Genomic DNA, 20,674 nt, shown 5'->3' on the forward strand with positions numbered 1-20,674 from the left:
AATTTTAATATAATTATGGTACTTATATACAATTACTATACGAATATAACATAAAAAAGGTGATAGATTTGTGTTATTAACATTTGTTAATTGCTAAAATGTAACTTAAAACCTATGAGAACATTAAACATCTATAGTATGTTATAATGTTAAATTAGGTTGTTATGATTAAATATGTCCTTTTTATACTGCTATTTTCTACTTTATATGGGTATGGGCAAAGAATGTCTTTATCAAGTGGTGTTACGATCCCAATCCATACAAGTGTAGGAGCTGATTGTGAGATAAATAGTTTGAATAATGGTCAATATCTGAAAGGTGGTACTTCATATTTTTTTAATGAAAGGTCTTCTTTTGTTTTTGATCTCCTTTTTCAAAAAAATAAATTAGAATGGACTACCAAAGGATATATTGGTTCGGAGATTAAGTCTACAAACTACGATGTTTTTGTTTTGATGTGTTCTTATAAGTATAAGTTAGTAGATAATCATAAATTTAATGTTTCTATTTCTTCTGGAGCGGGATTAGTTTTTAATTTTAATGACCGTGACATTGAGATAGGTGGCTCTTTAGACACTTTTAACTTTAAGCGTAAACCTTCATTTTCGATTGGGTCGAATGCATTTGTAGCATATTTCCCCAAACGCTATTTAGGTTTATTCGTTGAAGTCTTTGGGATTTACTCTTACAAAAAGGTCTATTTAGTAGATGATTATAAGTTTAATTTTACATATCTTTCTTTAGGAGTTGGTTTTGGTATTTTATTTGGAGGTTAGCAATAGTTTAGTAATTTCGTTTATTTAAAATCGGAGTGATATGATGAAAAAATTATATGTCAAATTATCTTTCTTGTTAGTGATTCTTATTCTTGGATGCTCACCACTTTCAAAGATGAAAAGTGACGTGAAAGGAATGAGTATCTCTGAGGTTGTTATAATGTATGGCAAACCAGATGCTAAATATCTTGATAAGCAGAATAACTGGGTTTATGTTTATAATAAATTTAAGCGTTTAAAGAGTCAACCAATTACAGGAGGTAATTTTCATGCCACTCAAATCAGTATCCCTTCCACTACAAGAATTGATCATTATAATATCCATTTTAATTCAGACCAGAAAGTCCAAAAGGTGACTGTTGAGTCGGAGTATAATTAGTGTTATGATTTTTTTTAATTGATTTTTTTTGTATGTTTGTACCTTCTAAGTGAGAGGTCTTATTCACTTATTATGCCCAAGTGCTGAAATTGGTAGACAGGCACGGTTGAGGGCCGTGTGTCCTACGGACGTGCGGGTTCAAGTCCCGCCTTGGGTACTGTAAGGTTTCTATTTAATTAATAGAAGCCTTTTTTTTCTTTCTCTATAATCTCATTAAGTCTCTTTCTTCACTTATATATTTTTCACGAGATACAATATCCCATATTTGTAGTTTTTCCTTATTCAAATGGGTGATTCACAATATGTTTATAAATATTTGGTTATAGAGAAAACCTTATATGGTTCTACTCTTAAATATTGAAGTAAATGAAGTCTGTTATGTTTAATTCTTCTTGCTGAGTATTATTTTCCTATCGAGAAACTCTGATACAATATATTTTATCTTATAAAAAAAAAACAGCCATGACTATTTAAGTCGATGGCTGTTTATTTTTGTTATAAAAATATTTTCTTTTAATCCTCTAGTCTCTCTTCCACATCGTTGGCAATTTTAGCAGCAAGTTTGCGGTTTCTTTCTCTCTTTTTAAGACTTTCAATTTTGTTGTAGTCATGATTCAACACTTTATAAAGGTTGTAACACATGATAATAATTACAACAGCAAAAGGGAGTGCCGTTAATAGTGTCGCCGTTTGTAGAGCAGTCAGACCTCCACCAACAAGAAGAACGATCGTTACAATACCTTCTGTGGAAGCCCAAAATACTTTCTGTCCTACAGGTGAGTCTAATTTTCCTCCTGAAGTAAGCATATCTACTACCATAGATCCGCTATCCGAAGAGGTAACAAAGAAACTACCAACCAAAAGAATGGTAAGAACTGATGCTATATTCGTAAATGGGAAATTTTCAAGTAAATGATAGATTGCAGTAGCAACATTCTCATTTACTGCTTCTGAAATACCATGATTTCCTAATAGTTCTTGATGTAGTGCACTACCTCCAAGTACGGTCATCCAAAGGAATGTTACAAGTGTAGGAACAAGAAGTACTCCTAATACGAATTCTCTAATTGTTCTACCTCTAGAGATTCTTGCAATAAAGATACCTACAAATGGAGACCATGAGATCCACCATGCCCAATATGTAATGGTCCATCCACTTTGCCAATGAGATGCCTCACTAATTCCTTTATAGCTCTCCGTAAATGTACTTAGAGTAAGAAGGTTCGATAGATAATATCCAATATTTTGTCCAAAAGATTTTAGGATAAAAAGCGTTGGCCCTACAAGCAAAACAAATATTAATAGTGCTGTTGCCAATCGAATGTTCCATTCGCTAAGTCGACGAATTCCTTTATCAAGTCCTAATACTAATGACATCGTCGCTAGGAAGGTGATAAATACAATTAATCCAATTTGCCAATTATTAGAAAATTCTACACCGAAAACATATGATAAACCAGCATTTGCTTGTTGAACACCTACTCCCAAAGAGGTTGCCAAACCAAACATGGTTGCAGTAACAGAGATGATATCAATAAGATCTCCCCATCGTCCATAGATTCTTTCGCCTAGTATTGGGTAAAAGATCGATCTGATGGTTAGAGGAAGTTTTTTATTAAAAGTGAAATATGCTAATGACAATCCAACGATAGCATATACAGCCCATGCATGTAGTCCCCAGTGAAGGAATGTGACTCCCATTGCTGTTTTTGCCGCCTCAATTTTATCGGCTCCATTATAAAATGGTGTTCCTCCAAAATGCATAATTGGTTCAGCTACACTATAGAAAAGTAGACCAATTCCCATCCCTGCACTGAATAGCATTGCAAACCAAGCCGAGGTACTAAAGTCTGTATTTGCATTTTGTCCACCAATCTTCAGTTTCCCGAACTTTCCTCCTCCAAGGATGATCGCAAAGATAAGGAAGAAATTGATTGCCGTGATAAAGAACCAACCAAAGTTGTTACTCATCCACTTTTGAGTGTCTGCAAACCATTCACTAATAGGCTTTCCAACAATAATTGTAGTTAATAGAAGAGATAGAATGATAATTAGTGATCCAACAAATACGTTTCCATTGGCTTTAATTCCAAAGAAACTCTTCTTATCAGATCTTACATATTTCTTTTTTGATTTCTTGTTTTTATTCCCTGGGAAATCTAAAATAATACTAAAGTCTTTTTTCTTATTTGTCTCTGTTTGTTTTTTATCCATAAAACGTTTTAATTAAAAATAGTATCCGATGTTGATATTAAACCAAGCATGCCAATCCGGATTAACATCACCTTGTGCCATACCATTTGAGCTATTATCTGGGCCATATTCCCCCCATGGTCCAAACCAATCTTGGTTTTTACCAATAGCATAATCAATATATGTATATATTGGTCCTGCGGCCAACATCATTCCTGTTACGTTCATCTGTGAATCATTGAAGCCTTCGAAGGATTTCTTCATATAGCTATAGTCATTATAGACTTGAATATAATCTAGATATTCTGCTTTTACTGGGATTGTATAAGCAACGGCTACTGAGTAAATTGACGCTTCGCTAGCAACATCATAGCTTGAGTTGTAAGCTCCCATGGTCAATTGATGGTCTTCTATATCTTCATAGTTATAGTACATTGCTTCTAGTCTAACATTCAACTGTTTGTTCGATAAGAAGTTTCCGTTAAAATGTGCCTCTGTTGCCCAACTGTTGGTGATATCTGTTGTTGTTGCATTTCGAATTTTTCCGAATTGCCCAGATGCACCTATGGATATATTACCCAATGGTTTTTCAATCTTCGCATTCCACTGACCAATCTCTTCATAGTTACCTACTGGATCGTAAGAGTATCTTTTGGTAGAGTTGCTGTTTCCCTCGGCATTTTTAAAGTATGCTAGGTCGAGAATAAAGTTTTGATTGTTATAAGTCCATTTTATTCCATTATCGTAATCATCTTCAAAACCAGCATAATATTGCATGTTGAAGAAATAACTGTGGGAGGTGTATGGGGTGATTCCGAATGGGACTTGGGTCGTACCTATCACTATTTGTTGTTCAGAATTGATTCTATATCCAACATATCCTTCTTTCAAGAAGCTTCCCCCAAAGTTGGATGGGTAAAAACGATATTCTGCTTTTAAAAAGAACTTGTTGTAGGTCGCATTTGCTTTGATGGCAAACATATCAAAGACGAAGTCTCCTTTTTTATCCTTGAAAGTCTGATCCCATGCTTTATAACGATAATTGAATCGTAAAGCCCCTCCTAAGGAGATGGAATCTTTAAGTGATGCTTTGGTATGGGTTGGAATTAAGGTGATTAGAAATATAAATAGTGATATTTTAAATACTTTGTTAAAAGTTGAAAACATAATATGATGATAGTTTTGGTTTTTGAACAAGCGAATTACTTGAGTGGCCACTTTCTAGCAATTAACAATATTGTGTTCTATACGACAAAACTACAAATGATGTATTGCAAATCAAAATATTATTTCGTATTTAGGCAAAAGTCATATAAATTGTATGTGTGTAACTAGTTGATTATTAATAGTGGTAGTAGCGGTTTTGTTTTTTTGAATAAATATCAAATAAAAATAGTTTCTATGCGATATTTTATCTTTTAGTCCATTTGTGATTCATATGGTTGGTTGCCTAATTATCGCAGTATTAATAGATTCTTCTATGTTATATCATGTTGTTACTACTATTTTTATCAAGATAACTGAACAATACATCTCTAATTATGGAAAATTGGTCTTTTAAAAATATAGTCATAACTACAGTCTTTTCTTATTTAGTTTCTATCGAATTTATTGTTCCCTCTTTTAACGGGGGTTCATTCTATTGGTTTAACAGCTTTGTTATTTAGTATATGTTTGGCTTGCCAAAGCTCGTTGATATTCATCTTTTCTTTTTCGTTAAATTTTATTGATTATAAGAATAACTAGATCTAAAAGGTTAGTTGTATGTATTTTATGTGAATATTTTTGATTGTAACTAGAGCATTCTAAGTGAGTCACAAAAATGTAAAATATTGTTGTGGGGTAATTTACAAGGATGGAAGATTGTCACTAGAATTTTAGAAAAAAAAAGTGCATCTTTTACGATGCACTTTGTGATTATTTTACATTGAAGTACCTAAGTTGTTATCTTCCGAATTCGAAGTCGGTTCGTTAATGATTTCACCTCCTGTTAAAAGAGCTGCACTACTGACATCTTCAATTTCGAGCATTTCAACCAAAGTGGTTAAGGCGTCATCTATCTTTGCAAGATCTGACTCGGACAGATTTTTCAGTTTCTTTGCCAATCGATGTTGCAAAAGATCTGGGGTCTTTTCTAATAGGTCATATCCAATAGAAGTTAATGTCAGCATAGTCACCCTTTTATCTCCCGTTTTTGGCAATTTAGCAAGCATGCCTCTTTTCTCTAATCTTGATATAATCCCCGTGACAGTACTTGAGTTAAGCTTAAGGTGATCTCTAATACTCTTTTGAGAGGCTTGATAATTAGGGCTATCTTTCAAAAACTCAAGACATAGTATTTGGGGAATACTTACGCCGTGATCTTTCTCGATCTTTTTTGATTCGAGGTTGATAGAACGTACAATTCTTCGAATTAAAATAATAACACTCTTGTAATTCATATGGTTATTCTAGATATGTTCTTTTATTCTTTTCTTCCAATGCAAAGATACCTTTTTGATCAAATAAAATTGATTTTTGTTTAAATGATTATGTGAAAAGTGGTTCTAATATATTGGATGATAGTTTGCTCTAATGTTTTAGTACACTTATATAATTATCGATTGAATTTATCGACAATTACCGCACATGCTGCATCACCAGTAATATTTACAGAGGTTCTAACCATATCAAAGACTCTATCCAATGCATAAAGTAGAGGAAGTCCTTCTAATGGAATATTGGCCGCTGCTAATACAGCAACCACTAGAAGTGTTGGTCCAGGAACACCTGCTTGTCCTATTGATCCAACTGTTGCAGTAAGAATAATCGCTACATATTGGGATGTATCTAATGTATGTCCGAACATTTGTGCAAAAAACACTGCAACCAGAGCATAGTAGAGGGCATTCCCTGTCATATTAATGGTTGCACCTAATGGGAGCACAAAACTAGATGTCTGTTTAGAGACTCCAAGTTCTTCTTCACAAACCTCCATATTAACTGGAAGCGTTGCCATAGACGATGCTGTAGAGAATGCTACAATCTGGGGCTTAGTCATTTTTGTAAAGAACTGTTTGATAGAGATCTTAGAGAATAGCTTTAGTGTCAATGGATATAAGATAAAAAGCAATAGGAGTACCCCAACTAGATTCACCATCACTAGTTTTAATACCATTTCCAACATATCAAATCCAAATGTACCCGTTGCGTTTGCCATCAATCCAAACACACCAATTGGAGCAGTATACATTACAATTTTGATCATCCATATTAATGCTTCTGTAATGTAATTTAGTCCGTTCACTACTGGGTCTTTTTTCTGAGATGGAAGTGTTGAAATTGCAATTCCCAAAAATAGACCAAAAAATATTATTTGAAGAATATTTCCACGAACCAAAGACTCGATAGGATTTTGAGGAATCATTCCTAATAGTACATCCCAAAAACCTGGTGTTTGTGCTGCAGCAGTATAGTCTTTCGCAGGGAACATTGATTTCACAAGATCTGTATCCAAACCAACCCCCGGTTTAAATACTTCACCAAGAATCAGTCCTAGTGTTACAGATACAGCGGTGGTAAGCAAAAAATAAAAAATGGTTGATAACCCAACTTTTCCCGCTTTTTTAGTTGCTCCTAAAGACGATGCACCCGAAATAATGGAAACTGTTACTAGTGGGACAACCAACATTTTTATTAATTGAATAAAAACAGTTCCTAATGGAGCAAATACACTTGCACTTTTGCCTATAGCTGCTCCCACACCAATACCCACAACCATTGCAAGAAGGATTTGGAATCCCAAATTGGTTATGATTTTCTTGACTTTTAAATTCATAGATAAAATTTTATACGTTCGGGTTATTTTCTTTTTATTCCCTTCAATTGTTTACTTGGTAGTAACATTAATCATTTTCTATTAATATTCAAATAACATTTATTTACTTTTTATTCCCTTCAATTGTTTACTTGGTAGTAACATTAATCATTTTCTATTAATATTCAAATAACATTTATTTACTTCTGTTATCTAACAGTTAATAGTCATATTTATGTATTCTTTTATTTGTGTTGCAACTATTTGTAATGTAGTGTTTTATGTTTATGGAAATATCTTTGTAATATTTCTTTATTTTTTCTGTAATACTAGTCCTCTATTCTTGTAATGAAAACAGAAAACAAGAGTAATGAAAAGAAAATTAATGATGATTGCATTCTTGGTGTTGATGCAGATATCTCAATCTATTGCAGATACTAAGAAAGGAATTGTAAAAGGAGTAGTGTATGAGATAGTAAACCAACAAAAGGTTGGTTTGGCTTTTGTAAATATTTATATAGAAGGAACATCGATAGGAGCAGTTTCTGATGTGAATGGTAATTTTAACTTACCTCTTGCTCCTGGAACCTATGATTTAGTGTTTAGCTCTATAGGTTATAAGGTGGTAAGACAACCGATAGACGTGGATAATAATGGCGTGGTTGTCATTGATAAGACCCTAGAAGTTAATGGGGATGAATTGGCAGAAGTAAAAGTTGTCGCAAGAGTCGATAGAGAATCAGAACAGATGTTACTAGTCGATCAGAAAAAATCTTCTGTTGCTCAGCAGAGTGTGGGTTCTAAAGAGTTGGCTAGAAAAGCCGTTTCTAATGTAATGGATGGGGTTTCTAAGGTTACTGGAGTATCCAAAGTATCTGCAGGAAATATTACCGTTAGAGGTCTTGGCGATCGATACAATGCGACCACCTTAAATGGTCTACCTATTGCATCCCCTAATCCTGATACCAAAATGGTTCCTTTGGATCTATTTCCAACTAGCATTGTGAAGAATATTGGAGTACAAAAGGTGTTTCAATCTAGTGAGTATGCTGATTTTTCTGGTGGAAACATTGATATTAATACGAAAGATTTCATTGCGAAGCCATTTCTTAATTTGTCATTATCAGTTGGTGGAAATACCAATGTAACTATGAGTAATATTTACTTAGGGGATACAGGTGGAGGTCGTTGGAGTGGTTTTGGCATGAAAAACAGAGAATTACCATCAGAAGTGAAAGCCAATAGTAGTAGGTATCCTACTTATAACTATGACCCATTCAACACTAGTTTTGATGTTGATTCCTATAAGGCAATGCCATCACTCTCATTGGGGATCTCGGGAGGAAAAACATGGGAATTTAGAAATGAGAAGAAACTAGGAGTTCTATTTTCTTTAAAATATGGAAACGATTTCTCTGCACAATCAGGAAGATCCGTAAATCTTGACAATTCGGGGAATCCATATAGTGATTTTAATTACGATCAATATATTTATCGAACGAATTTATCGGGTCTGGGGAGTATTAATTACGCGTTTAATAACAACAACAAGATTTTCTATAACGTGTTAATGATTCATCGTACTCAAGATCAGCTTAGACAGGATGTAGGATACGATTCTGAAAATAACGATGTCCTATCAAACACCTCTCTTTTTCGCGTACATCAGTTATTAAACCAACAACTGATGGGAAATCATCAGTTGAGCGATCAATTTTCTATTGATTGGAAGAGCAGTTACTCTATTGCTAAAAGTAGTGAGCCTGATAGAAAAAACAATGTATATCAAGTTCAAGAAGATGGTACATATACCCTTTTCTCATTAAACCAGCAAGAGACAATGCGCTACTTTGGGGATATGGATGAACATGATATTAGTGGTTCTGTTGAAATGAGCTATCAGCTAAAAAATGACGAAGACGAGAAGAGTGGGGAGTTGAAGTTTGGGGTTGATGCAGTGAATAAATCTAGAGATTTCACCTCTTACAAATACTATTATAACCTAAAAGAAGTAGATGAAGTGCCTGTTGATCCTTATCAATCCAGTTCCATTATCAATGATGAAGCTTTTGCAAATGGGGATATATACTTACAAAATGGAACATTGCCAAGAGATGCATACGATGCAGGTATGTTTGTAGGAGCAAGTTATTTGAACTTTATGTATCAACTTACGGAAGACTTTCTCTTTGATATTGGAGTACGCGCCGAGTCGAGTAGACAATATGTGAATTATTTTACCGACGCAGGAATTCCAGAGAAGAGTGAGATCAAAGGGGTTGATCTTTTCCCTTCATTAAATCTTAAATACTCTCCTAAAGAGAATATAAATTGGAGACTTGGGTTAAGTCGAACTGTTACAAGACCTGATTTTATCGAAATGGCTCCTTTTCAATATCGTGAATCTTATGGCGGAACTACAGTTCGTGGAAACGAAAATATCCAAAATGGTTACAACTACAATCTAGATATGAAATGGGAATATTTCCCAAATAGAGGAGAATTGATCTCATGGACCGTTTATGGAAAATACCTGAACACTCCGATTGAAAGAACACAGTTTTACTCTGCTGGGGTGGGAGAGACCTTTCAAAATGCAGACAAAGCGATTGCTGCTGGTGCCGAATTTGAGATTAAAAAGAAGGTAAGTGATTTTACAATAGGGGTGAATGCATCCTATATATATACCCAAGTATATCTACCAGAAGGTGGTACATACACTCAGGATAATAGGGCACTACAGGGAGCGTCTCCTTATCTTATTAATGCCGATTTATCTTACCCAATTCACTTTAACGAAAAAAATGTATTGCGTCTAAATGCAATCTACAGTGTACAAGGAAAGAGGATACACTCTGTCGGAGTTAATGGCGCAGGAGATATCTATCAGATGCCTGTCAATACTTTAGATTTTCTAGCTCAATTGAAATTAAGTAAACAATTCTCAATGGAGTTCATGGCAAAGAATATTTTAAATCCAAATATCGAATACCAACAAGATCTCCTAAATAGCGAGAATAAAAAAGTAGGGTACGAAACAACCAATAGTTACCCTTTAGGGATAAACTTCTCTTTAGGATTGAAATTTAAATTTTAGTTACATAATAGCATTTTACCATTAATCTAATTACAAAAGATGAAAACAGTTAAGAACTTATTAATCATTGCACTATCTGTGCTTATGTTTGGAGCTTGTACTTCAAATTCTGATTCTGTTGTTCCACAAGAAAAAGTGGGACTAATTGGAAATATTCTATATGGTGGAGATATTAATGAAGACATAATTTTAAAAGAAGGACAAACCTATACGCTTACCAAAGGGGTACACTTGAAGAGTGGACATACATTTACAATAGAGGCGGGAGTGACTTTGGTTGCAAATGCAGATGTCTTGTCTTATATCTTAATAGAAAAGGGTGCTTCTATTCATGCTGTTGGAACGAAATCAGCCCCTATTGTAATGACTAGTAGTCGTGAGATTCCTGGTGCATGGGGTGGACTGATGATCTGTGGAAATGCAACCATCAATGTAGATGGAGGTTCTGGAATATCTGAAGTTGGAAATGCTCCTTATGGAGGGAACAATGATAATGACAACTCTGGAGTTCTAAAATATATACGATTGGAGTATACAGGGTATGCTTTTGATGAAGAACATGAATCTAATGGTGTTGCTTTTTATGGGGTAGGTTCTGGAACACAGGTAGACTATATTCAAGTATATAAGGGCTCTGACGATGGGTTTGAGTTCTTTGGAGGTACTGTAAGTGCAAACTATCTTGTTTCTACTGCTAGTCAAGATGATTCGTTTGATTGGACCGAAGGGTGGAGAGGCCAATGTAATTATTGGGTTGCGGTTCAGAATGGTGATTCTAAAGGAACCGGTTTTGAGTCCGATAACCTTTCAGGAAATACAGATGCAACTCCAAGATCACAACCTGTAATTTCAAACATTACTTTGATTGGTAATGGTACTTCTCAAGCAATGAACCTAAGAAGAGGAACCGGCGCGATATTATCGAATCTATTGATGACCAACTTTACCTCAGGGGTAGGAGTAGAGCAGAGTTCTACAGGGAAGTTGATTGGAACAGAATTAACTATATCTAATTCGATACTAACCAATGCTATTACAGATGCAAACAAGCAGTATTTTACTTATGTAAAAACGACTGAAAGTACTGAGAGAACAGCAGTAGAAGGTTCTAATTTTGGTACAGGAGTCGGTGTTGGGGAGATCGCTCTAACCAACACTTATGTAGGAACAATTAATGGTGCAGGTGCAGTTGCCACAGACAACGACTGGACCGAGGGATGGACAAAATAAACAAAACATTCTCGATATTATTTCTCAACTTTTTGTGAGATGTTTTCGTTGGGCAACTTTCTAATTGAAGGTTGCCTTTTCTAATTATTTAAGATTTCCGATTCATTCAGTTAACCAATAGTTGATATATACTCAAGAACTTTATTTTATCTTTATTGTGATAATAAGAAAGTATATAAAAATATGAATAAGGAAAGAATACTTGTAGTAGATGATGAAGAGGATATTTGCGAAATCATCAAATTCAATCTCGAAAACGAAGGGTATGATGTAAGTGTTGCTTATTCTGCGGAAGAGGCGTTAAAACTAGATCTAAACTCATACAACCTATTGCTCTTAGATGTAATGATGGGGGAAATATCTGGATTTAAGCTAGCAAATACTTTGAAAAATAGCAGTCGTTTTAATAATATCCCTTTAATTTTTATTACTGCGAAAGGAGCTGAAAATGACACATTAACAGGTTTTAGCCTTGGTGCTGATGACTATATACAAAAACCTTTTTCGATCAAAGAGGTGATTGCTCGTGTTAAAGCAGTATTAACTAGGTCTCATGTCGCATTGGAAAGCAATGAAGAGGTGTGGACTTTTCAAGGGTTACAAATCGATGTCGATGGTAAGATCGTTATTGTGGACGGAAACAAAGTATCCCTCTCGAAGAAGGAGTTTGAAATCTTAGCTCTTTTAACCCACAAAGCTGGAAAAGTTTACTCTAGAGAAGACATTATCATGAGAGTTTGGAATGATGAAGACAATGTCTTGGACCGTACTGTTGATGTTAATGTTACTCGTCTACGAAAAAAGATAGGAACTTATGGCAAACGTATTGTTACACGTCAAGGTTATGGATATTGTTTTGATAATGAGTAATTTTACCAGAGTGTAATATGATCACTAAAATATTTTATAGAACTCTATAGATGAAACATAGCTATCGCAAACAACTTTTTTACAATTTCTTTATTCTTTTCTTCTTATTCGTATTAACAGTTATTGTTTTTCAATACCAAAGAGAAGTAAAGTCGAAGAGGGAGTCTCTTGAGAATACTCTAGATAATTATGCCTCTATTGTGGATAATGTGATCCAGAAAAGATGGGCAGGTTCGAATAAAAATATCGATCCCTTAAAGCAGTTTCTTGAGTTTGTACCCGATTCGGAATTAAGGGTCACTGTAATCGATAAAAAGGGGGATGTCTGTTTTGATAACCGTTACACCTCATTCTTTGAAATGGATAACCATAAAGATCGTCCCGAAGTAATTGCTTCGTTAAAGAATGGAAAAGGGTCCTCGATACGTTATTCGAATTCTCTAAATAAAGAGTTCTTTTACTATGCAAGGGCCTTTCCTGATTATATTGTTCGTGCTGCCCTTCCATATGACACTACGACCATCGATATCTTAAAAGTGGATAACCTCTTCTTTTACTCTATGTTATCGCTTTTCTTAATAGTTCTTTTTATTCTATATTTCATCACTGGACAGATGGGTGCTTCCATTTCTCGACTACGTAACTTTGCTGTAGTTGCTTCTTCTAATAAATCGATTGATGGTTTAGATCTTCATTTCCCGTCCAGTGAACTTGGGGATATTTCAAAGAAGATTGTACAGATGTATGGGGTCATTCAGCGTAACAATGAAAAGTTAGAGACTGAAAAAAAGAAGTTATACGACCACCTACATGTCCTCCAATCTGGATTGGCTGTTTTCTCCTTCGACAAGAAAGAGATTCTCTCTAACTCTCATTTTATGTTGTTTGCAGGAATGTTATCTACTAGATCTATAAGGAAAAGTGAGGATATCTTTAAGATTGATGAGGTTAAGCCTATTATTGATTTTATTGACGAAAAACAGAACAGAACTGAAATTTCAGATTTCTCTAGAGAGAAACTTCAGATAGCTAAATTTGGTAAGATATTTAATCTTCAGGCAATTGTATTTGAGGACAATAGTTTCGAGATTACCATTCAAGATGTCTCAGAACAAGAACAATCTCGTAAACTGAAGAGAGAGATTACTGGTAATTTAGCTCATGAGTTAAAAACTCCTGTGACTACAATTCAAGGTTATCTTGAAACGATTCTAGAGAATCGAGATATGGATTCTAGTCAAATGTTTTCCTTCTTAGATAGAGCCTTCAAGCAGACACAACGTCTTGGTGAGCTTATATCCGATATCTCTCTCTTGTCTAAGATAGAAGAGGCTGATCACCTATATCAAAAAGAGGCGCTTCTTCCATATCAAATTATTCATCGTGTAATGAATGATTTAGATTACAATATCAGAGAGAAAGATATCGAGGTGGAGATCTCTGTTAATCATGACTCTACCCTTATTGGAAATCAAGGCTTGGTGTATGCAATCTTCCGTAATTTAATTGAAAATGCGATCAAATATGGTGGCAAAAAGATCACTGTACAGCAGATTAAGGAAGATCAAGATATGTTGATGTATCGTCTCTATGATAATGGGAAAGGGGTAGAAGAGAGTCATCTTACTAGACTTTTTGAGCGTTTCTATAGAGTGGACGAAGGTCGTAATCGTAGAATTGGCGGTACTGGGCTTGGATTAGCTATTGTGAAAAATGCGGTGATAATGCATCATGGTAGTATTAATGTAAAGAATAGGAAAGAGGGAGGTTTAGAATTTATATTCTCCTTTAAAAGATCTTAGTACAAGGTAGATTCGAAGCTCTATGTTTACACTAAACTCTACTCAATAACCCAATTCCTTAATCTATTTTTTGGTATAACAGAAAGCGAGTGAGACAAGTTTTATCAAGCTGTTTTTTGAACATAAAAAAAGGTTGACTCTATCATCAGATATAGAATCAACCTTTTTTATTATATGATTTACAACCTTTCTTAGTCGTTCATAGACATTAAGAACTCATCGTTGTTCTTTGTTTTGGTCATACGATCTTTCGTAAACTGCATTGCCTCTACAGAGTTCATGTCTGTTAGATAGTTACGAAGAATCCATATTTTGTCCATTACTGCTTTTGGAAGAAGAAGGTCTTCACGGCGAGTACTTGATTGGGTAATATCCACAGCAGGGAATACACGACGATTGGCAAGTTTTCTATCCAATTGAAGCTCCATATTACCTGTTCCTTTAAACTCTTCGAAGATAACCTCGTCCATTTTCGACCCCGTATCTGTAAGCGCCGTAGCCAAGATAGTTAATGAACCACCATTCTCGATGTTACGAGCAGCTCCAAAGAATCGTTTTGGCTTATGTAGTGCATTCGCATCCACACCACCAGAAAGAACCTTTCCAGATGCTGGAGCTACGGTATTATAAGCACGAGCTAGACGAGTGATAGAATCAAGTAGAATCACTACGTCGTGACCACACTCTACCATTCTTTTGGCTTTTTCCAAAACCATATTTGCAACACGAACATGGCGATCTGCTGGTTCATCAAAAGTAGATGAAACGACTTCCGCTTTTACGTTTCGAGCCATATCTGTAACCTCTTCAGGACGCTCATCGATAAGAAGAACAATCATATAAACTTCAGGATGATTGTCTGCGATTGCATTTGCAATCTCCTTAAGAAGAACAGTCTTACCTGTCTTTGGTTGTGCTACGATAAGTCCTCTTTGTCCTTTACCAATAGGAGAGAAAAGGTCTACTACACGACATGCAATAGAGTTGTGTCCTTTGCCTGTTACACTAAATTTCTCATCAGGGAAGAGTGGAGTAAGGTGGTCAAATTGAACACGGTCACGGATATAATCAGGAGTACGTCCGTTGATCTCTTTTACTTTGATCAGTGGGAAATATTTCTCTCCCTCTTTAGGTGGACGAATGGTCCCTTTTACATTGTCACCAGTTCTAAGACCAAAAAGCTTAATTTGGCTTTGTGATACATAGATATCATCTGGCGAGTTTAGGTAGTTATAGTCCGAAGATCTAAGGAAACCATATCCATCTTGCATAATCTCAAGAACACCTGAGCTCTCTACAATTCCTTCAAACTCAAAACCTTTGTCGTTATTTTGTTTGGTATATTTGTTTTGACGCTTATTGTCTTTATTATTATCTCTATTTTGGTTGCGATCTTTATTATTCTGTTGTTGAGGTTTTTTCTCAACTTGTTTTTTCTCTTGATCTGCATCTGTTTTTGGCGTTGAAACTTTTTCTGTCTCAACCTTAGGAGCTTCTGTCTTAGGATTTTCATCTTTCGACTGAGGTCTCTCCTCATTTTTATTTAGATGCGTGTTTGCTTTAGGAGCTTGCTTATTCTGCTTGCTCTTGTTTTTATCGTTTCTCGGTTTTTCTACCGATTTATCTTGTTGTATTGTCTCTTGTTTTTCAGGAGTCACATCTGTCTCAACCTTAATATTTTTCTTCTTTTTAGGCTGAAGTTTCTCAGTACCTTCTTTTTTAGGTTCGATGTTCTCTTTTTTTACACCAACAGTCTTTTTAGGCTGAGGCTTAGGATTGTTCTTATTCTTGTTATCTTTTTGCTCTTTATTGCTTTCTACAGCAAGGACCGCTTGTTCGTCAAGAATCTTGTAGATTAAGTCTTGTTTTTTATACGAATCAACACGTTTAACACCTAATCCTTTTGCTATATCCTTAAGGTCTGGAAGTAGCTTTTTGCTTAATTCAATTATATCGTACATTGTATTGAAAATTACGAGATTTGTTTTGAGGGGTTTATTATATGAAAAATATAGAAGTACGTTGAGATGGAAGTGACATCTTCCTTTCAACATTCACAAAGTTAATATTTTCGAACTTAAAACCTAATATCATACTCTTTTTGTTTCTCTGTTGATTGTGTGAATGCCTTTTGTTAAAAACCTATTGAGAGTGGATTAATTTTAATATTTTTGTGGCTCAAAGATTTGATTAATAATTATCATATATTATAAAAAAAAGAAATAATGATTGTTTCACCTTCTATTTTATCTGCCGACTTCTTAAACTTGGGTAAAGATGTTGAGATGCTTAATAACAGCCAAGCTGAATGGATTCATTTCGATGTGATGGATGGAATGTTTGTTCCAAATATTTCATTTGGTATTCCTGTACTCCAGCATGTTAGTAAGATCGCAAAGAAAGTGTTAGATGTACATCTAATGATCGAAGATCCAGACCGTTATATAGATGCTTTCCAAAGTGCAGGAGCAGAAGTTTTAACGGTCCATTACGAAGCGTGTAAGCATCTTCATAGAACCATTCAACGTATTCATCAGAGTGGTATGAAAGCAGGTGTTTCTCTAAATCCACATACGCCTGTCAGTGTTCTTGAAGAGATTATTGAGGATGTCGATATCGTTCTTTTGATGTCTGTAAATCCAGGATTTGGGGGACAGAAATTTATCGAACGTACTTATGATAAGGTTGCTCAATTGAAGAAGATGATTGAGTCAAGAGGTTCTAAAGCATTGATCGAAATTGATGGAGGAGTGAACCTTGATACTGGAGCAAAACTAAAGGAGAGTGGTGCGGATGTAGTAGTTGCAGGAAGTTTTGTGTTTAACTCAGAAGATCCTACCTCTACTATTGCTGCTTTAAAGTCTCTTTAAATTATAAACTTCTATCCCTTATTGATTTCTCAATAAGGGTAGAAGTTATCATTGAGCTGTGTTTATTATAATTACAAGATATTCAGATTTTTTGCTCAATTTATTCGATGAGTTTCATCTCATCATGCTTATTTTAAAGAACTATTCAATTAGTGCATTTTTGCTGCGGATGCATCGATAGGCAGACCTCTTCGAGTTCTATTTTCTACCCAGTTTTCCATATCAGGAATATTCCACCCCTTCACCGAGTAATCTACTTTGTCGCCAGTCTTTCGAGCCGATTCTTGCATCTTATCTTTCATGGCAACGAGCTTCTCTTTATATTTTGGATCTTTTGATAGGTCATGTATCTCAAATGGATCGTTTTTTAAGTTGAAAAGCTGTACTTTCTCTTTCCCTTTTACATTGTAACGAATCATCTTCCATCCATCTTGGTTCACATATCCTCTTTGGTAACTCTTATAAGCGAAGTAAAGATCTTTGTATGGTCCTACTGCCTTGTTTGGATGCTTAATGTTTTCCATTAAACTATGGGTATCCACACTTTTGGGAGTTTTGATATTCGAGATATCACACACTGTTGGATAGATATCGCTTAACATACAAAGAACATCTGTTTTTACTCCTTTTTTGATCCCTGGTCCCGCAAATAATAAAGGGACTCTTATAGAGTGATCATATACGTTCTGTTTTCCCATCAAACCATGTTGTCCTACTGCTAAACCATTGTCACCTCCAAAGATGATGATGGTATTGTCTGCTTTACCACTTTTTTCAAGTGCTGCCATAATACGGCCAATCTGCTCATCTACCTCTGTTAGCATCGCGTAGTAAGCAACTATTTCGTTTTTAGTTACTTTTGGCGTTCGTGGAAATGGTGCAATTAACTCATCACGAATAATCACTTCTCCATTATCAAAAGGGTGTTCTGGCATGTAATTCGCTGGAAGTTTAATATCCTCTGGATTATACATATCTACATATTTCTTTGGAGCCATTCTAGGATCGTGAGGGGCAGTAAATGCAACGTACATAAAGAATGGATCTTTCTCTTTATAGTTTTCAAGAAAATTAATTGCAGCTCCTGCAAATATTTCACTTGAGAATTTCTTCTCTACATAAGAGTCTGCCTTTTTATATTTCCCTTTAGGATTGTAATCGTGTAGTGGTACTTTGAGGTGGTTTGACATTCCACCAAAGAATATCTTTGCTCCGTCTGTAAAGGACCTCGCATATCCGTCTTTAGAATTGTGCCATTTCCCTGTTCCAAAAGTACGGTAACCATTATTTTTTAAAGCCTCTGGCATGGTAATATCCTCTTTGGGGAAATTTTTACCACCGTCGGTCAGGTGAAAGAGGTATTTACCTGTCATCAACTGTGCCCTACTTGGTAAACAAACAGCCCCACTCATAGACCCCATGATATGAGCATTGGTGAATACTGTTCCGCTCTCCACTAATTTATCCATGTTAGGAGTAATCACCTGTTTCTCACCTAGTGCATGTATCGAGCTAAAACGTTGATCATCTGTAAGTATCAGAAGAATATTCGGCTTCTCGCTCTTTTTAGTCTCTTGCTTTGGTGTTGTGCAGCCTGCGGATAAATTTGCAAGACTAGCCACACAAAAGCCTAGCTTTAGTAATTTGTTATTTTTCATTATGGATATATTTAATACTCTAAATATTTTTTTGGATAGATGAAGCAACGAACATTTGAGTCAGTGAACCATAATGAGGTTCGCTCTGTTCGAAATGGTATTTTTACATCGCTTCATATCGGATACATTTCATTAAAGCTTGGTAGAACCTTTGGTTTTCTTTGCTTTGTCTTTTAATTCTACCATATTAGGATCAGGATAGCCACTCCCATCAAATACATCTTTAGCCCAAGTTTTGTGCAGTGCGATAAGTTCTTTCACCATCTTAGGATTACTATTTGCATAGTTCTTCTCTTCCGGTTTTTTATCCTTTAGGTTTGCCAACCAATACTCTGGCATATTAAATTCTAATTGTGGATGGTTACTAAACTTACCCGTGGTGTCGTGTCCTTTATATATTAATTTCCAATCTCCTTTTCTTACTGCCCACATATTCTGCCACATCCAATACAATACCTCATGATTTGATTTGGCTTTACTGCTTTTTAGGATCGGAAGAATGGAATTTCCATCTAGTTTCCTTTTAGGTAGAGGGGTTCCTGTCAATTCGCATATGGTTGGGAAGAAGTCTAAGTTAGAGATGGCTTGATCTCTGACCACTCCTTTTTTTAGCTTTTTAGGATAGCTAACGATACAAGGAACTCGTAGACCTCCTTCGAAGAAACTGCCTTTAGCACCTCTCCACTTTCCAGTAAAACCACCTCCACCATTGGCTCCATAGGAATCTCCCCAATTGTAATAGTCTTCTGTTGAGTGCCCATTGTCGCTCATGTAGATTACTATCGTATTCTTTTCGAGACCTAAATCTTTTAGTTTTGTGAGGATCTTTCCAATTCGATCATCCACTGTAGACACCATCGGTGCATACGATTTTCGAGGCCACTTCATATCCTTGTATTGGTCTATAAATGTAGAGTCTGGTTGCTCTGGATAATGAGGCAGATTCATTGCAACATAGAGAAAGAATGGATTCTCTCTATTCTTTTCCATAAACTTATTTGCCTCTTCAACCTGCATGTCCGGAAAGTATTTCCCTTCTCTAAATATCTCTGTGTCATTTTGATATAGATCGTGAAAAGTAGGTTTTTCCCATCCCGCATGTAAAAATGTATGGGTATAGTAGTCAATAAAACCACCCCTAAATCCAAAGAAGTAGTCAAATCCTTGTTGTAATGGTCCATATCCAGGTTTTGCTCCCAAATGCCATTTCCCTATTAAAGCAGTACTATAACCATTTCCTTTTAATTGCTCGGCGATGGTTACTTCCTCTAAAGCCAATTTTCTACCGTTTTCATCTTTTGGATGACAGCTGGTCCATGTGTTTACTCCACCTCTTTGTGGCTGTCTTCCTGTGAGTAGTGCTGCCCTGGAAGGACAACAAACGGTATGTGCATAGGCTTGTGTAAAACGCACTCCTTTAGATGCCAACTTATCTATATTGGGTGTCGAGATATCCTTTGTCCCATAACATCCAGCATCTAAAGTTGCTTGGTCGTCAGTGTAAAGAATTAAAACATTGGGTTTCCCTTTTGATTGACTCGATTCGGAGCTTACAGACGGTGCTACTGATGATGTAAGAATTGCACCCGTAAGCATGGTTTTCATTATGTTTTTCATTGTTTCGATCTATTAAAAGCACATATGAACTACATTCAAGTATCTTTAACCCTTTATGAAAAGATATAGGTCTCTTCTTTTATCTTTCCAGCGCTTATTTCCATTCTCGTTGGATGTTCTTATGGCTTGGCCTAATTTGTGTGAATGAGAAAACAAAGGTTTTGATTTTGCTCCTATTTTGTTAAGTGGTATTACCCATTTTTTGACACAAATAGCCTAATGTTACTAAGAGTCATGGAGAGGCTAAACACTCCATGTGTCTGTGGTAATAACGTTATTATTTGTGCTATTTGTGGTAATTTTATCTGCTTATATTTGATTTGAGATACAAGGAAAGGAACAGATGTCTACTTTTGTCTATAAGAATTCTGAATATCGTTTTGTTT

14 protein-coding genes and 1 tRNA gene are annotated in these 20,674 nt (G+C 35.5%); 8 read left to right on the forward strand and 7 right to left on the reverse strand.

Translation table 11 applies throughout. The features are described from left to right. Positions 1–164 precede the first annotated feature (164 nt). The 3 genes from K4L44_01450 to K4L44_01460 all read left to right on the forward strand — a co-directional run bounded on the left by K4L44_01450 (position 165) and on the right by K4L44_01460 (position 1,312). On the forward strand, positions 165–776 hold the full coding sequence (locus tag K4L44_01450; protein ID QZE14565.1) for a hypothetical protein: 612 nt from the start codon (positions 165–167) through the stop codon (positions 774–776). Between the two features lie 40 nt (positions 777–816). Beyond that, the gene (locus K4L44_01455; GenBank protein ID QZE14566.1) at positions 817–1,155 is read left to right on the forward strand and encodes a hypothetical protein; all 339 of its coding nucleotides are present in this window, start codon (positions 817–819) and stop codon (positions 1,153–1,155) included. Positions 1,156–1,229: 74 nt separating this feature from the next. Then, a tRNA-Leu gene (locus K4L44_01460) sits at positions 1,230–1,312 on the forward strand. Positions 1,313–1,668: 356 nt separating this feature from the next. On the opposite strand, the gene K4L44_01465 is transcribed toward K4L44_01460, so the two are convergent. From K4L44_01465 to K4L44_01480, 4 genes are all read right to left on the reverse strand, one after another. Continuing rightward, complete coding sequence (locus K4L44_01465) at positions 1,669–3,369, reverse strand: BCCT family transporter (GenBank protein QZE14567.1); 1,701 nt, start codon at positions 3,367–3,369, stop codon at positions 1,669–1,671. 12 nt (positions 3,370–3,381) lie between these two features. After that, positions 3,382–4,515 carry a hypothetical protein gene (locus K4L44_01470; protein QZE14568.1) on the reverse strand — a complete coding sequence of 378 codons (1,134 nt, stop codon included), beginning with the start codon at positions 4,513–4,515 and terminating at the stop codon, positions 3,382–3,384. 755 nt (positions 4,516–5,270) lie between these two features. After that, positions 5,271–5,789 carry a MarR family transcriptional regulator gene (locus tag K4L44_01475; GenBank protein ID QZE14569.1) on the reverse strand — a complete coding sequence of 173 codons (519 nt, stop codon included), beginning with the start codon at positions 5,787–5,789 and terminating at the stop codon, positions 5,271–5,273. A 155-nt stretch (positions 5,790–5,944) separates the two neighbouring features. Continuing rightward, positions 5,945–7,165: a dicarboxylate/amino acid:cation symporter gene (locus tag K4L44_01480; GenBank protein ID QZE14570.1), complete on the reverse strand. Its 1,221-nt coding sequence runs from the start codon at positions 7,163–7,165 to the stop codon at positions 5,945–5,947. 349 nt (positions 7,166–7,514) lie between these two features. On the opposite strand from K4L44_01480, the gene K4L44_01485 reads away from it, so the two are divergent. From K4L44_01485 to K4L44_01500, 4 genes are all read left to right on the forward strand, one after another. Then, positions 7,515–10,241 carry a TonB-dependent receptor gene (locus K4L44_01485; protein QZE14571.1) on the forward strand — a complete coding sequence of 909 codons (2,727 nt, stop codon included), beginning with the start codon at positions 7,515–7,517 and terminating at the stop codon, positions 10,239–10,241. Between the two features lie 39 nt (positions 10,242–10,280). Next, complete coding sequence (locus tag K4L44_01490) at positions 10,281–11,471, forward strand: hypothetical protein (GenBank protein QZE14572.1); 1,191 nt, start codon at positions 10,281–10,283, stop codon at positions 11,469–11,471. A gap of 183 nt (positions 11,472–11,654) precedes the next feature. Next, on the forward strand, positions 11,655–12,341 hold the full coding sequence (locus K4L44_01495; protein QZE14573.1) for a response regulator transcription factor: 687 nt from the start codon (positions 11,655–11,657) through the stop codon (positions 12,339–12,341). 50 nt (positions 12,342–12,391) lie between these two features. Further along, positions 12,392–14,143 carry a hypothetical protein gene (locus tag K4L44_01500; protein QZE14574.1) on the forward strand — a complete coding sequence of 584 codons (1,752 nt, stop codon included), beginning with the start codon at positions 12,392–12,394 and terminating at the stop codon, positions 14,141–14,143. A 191-nt stretch (positions 14,144–14,334) separates the two neighbouring features. Here K4L44_01500 and rho read toward each other — a convergent pair whose 3' ends face one another. Further along, positions 14,335–16,104 (reverse strand): transcription termination factor Rho, encoded by a 1,770-nt coding sequence (rho, locus tag K4L44_01505; GenBank protein ID QZE14575.1) that lies wholly within the window; start codon positions 16,102–16,104, stop codon positions 14,335–14,337. A 264-nt stretch (positions 16,105–16,368) separates the two neighbouring features. Between rho and rpe the strand changes: the two genes are divergently transcribed. Beyond that, the gene (gene rpe / locus K4L44_01510; protein ID QZE14576.1) at positions 16,369–17,013 is read left to right on the forward strand and encodes a ribulose-phosphate 3-epimerase; all 645 of its coding nucleotides are present in this window, start codon (positions 16,369–16,371) and stop codon (positions 17,011–17,013) included. 149 nt (positions 17,014–17,162) lie between these two features. Here the strand turns inward: rpe and K4L44_01515 are convergent, their stop codons facing one another. Next, complete coding sequence (locus K4L44_01515; protein QZE14577.1) at positions 17,163–18,671, reverse strand: sulfatase-like hydrolase/transferase; 1,509 nt, start codon at positions 18,669–18,671, stop codon at positions 17,163–17,165. A 132-nt stretch (positions 18,672–18,803) separates the two neighbouring features. After that, positions 18,804–20,288 (reverse strand): sulfatase-like hydrolase/transferase, encoded by a 1,485-nt coding sequence (locus K4L44_01520; GenBank protein ID QZE14578.1) that lies wholly within the window; start codon positions 20,286–20,288, stop codon positions 18,804–18,806. Positions 20,289–20,674: the final 386 nt, after the last annotated feature.

It is taken from the genome of Prolixibacteraceae bacterium (assembly GCA_019720755.1).
GTDB classification, from domain to species: Bacteria; Bacteroidota; Bacteroidia; order Bacteroidales; family Prolixibacteraceae; genus Halosquirtibacter; species Halosquirtibacter laminarini.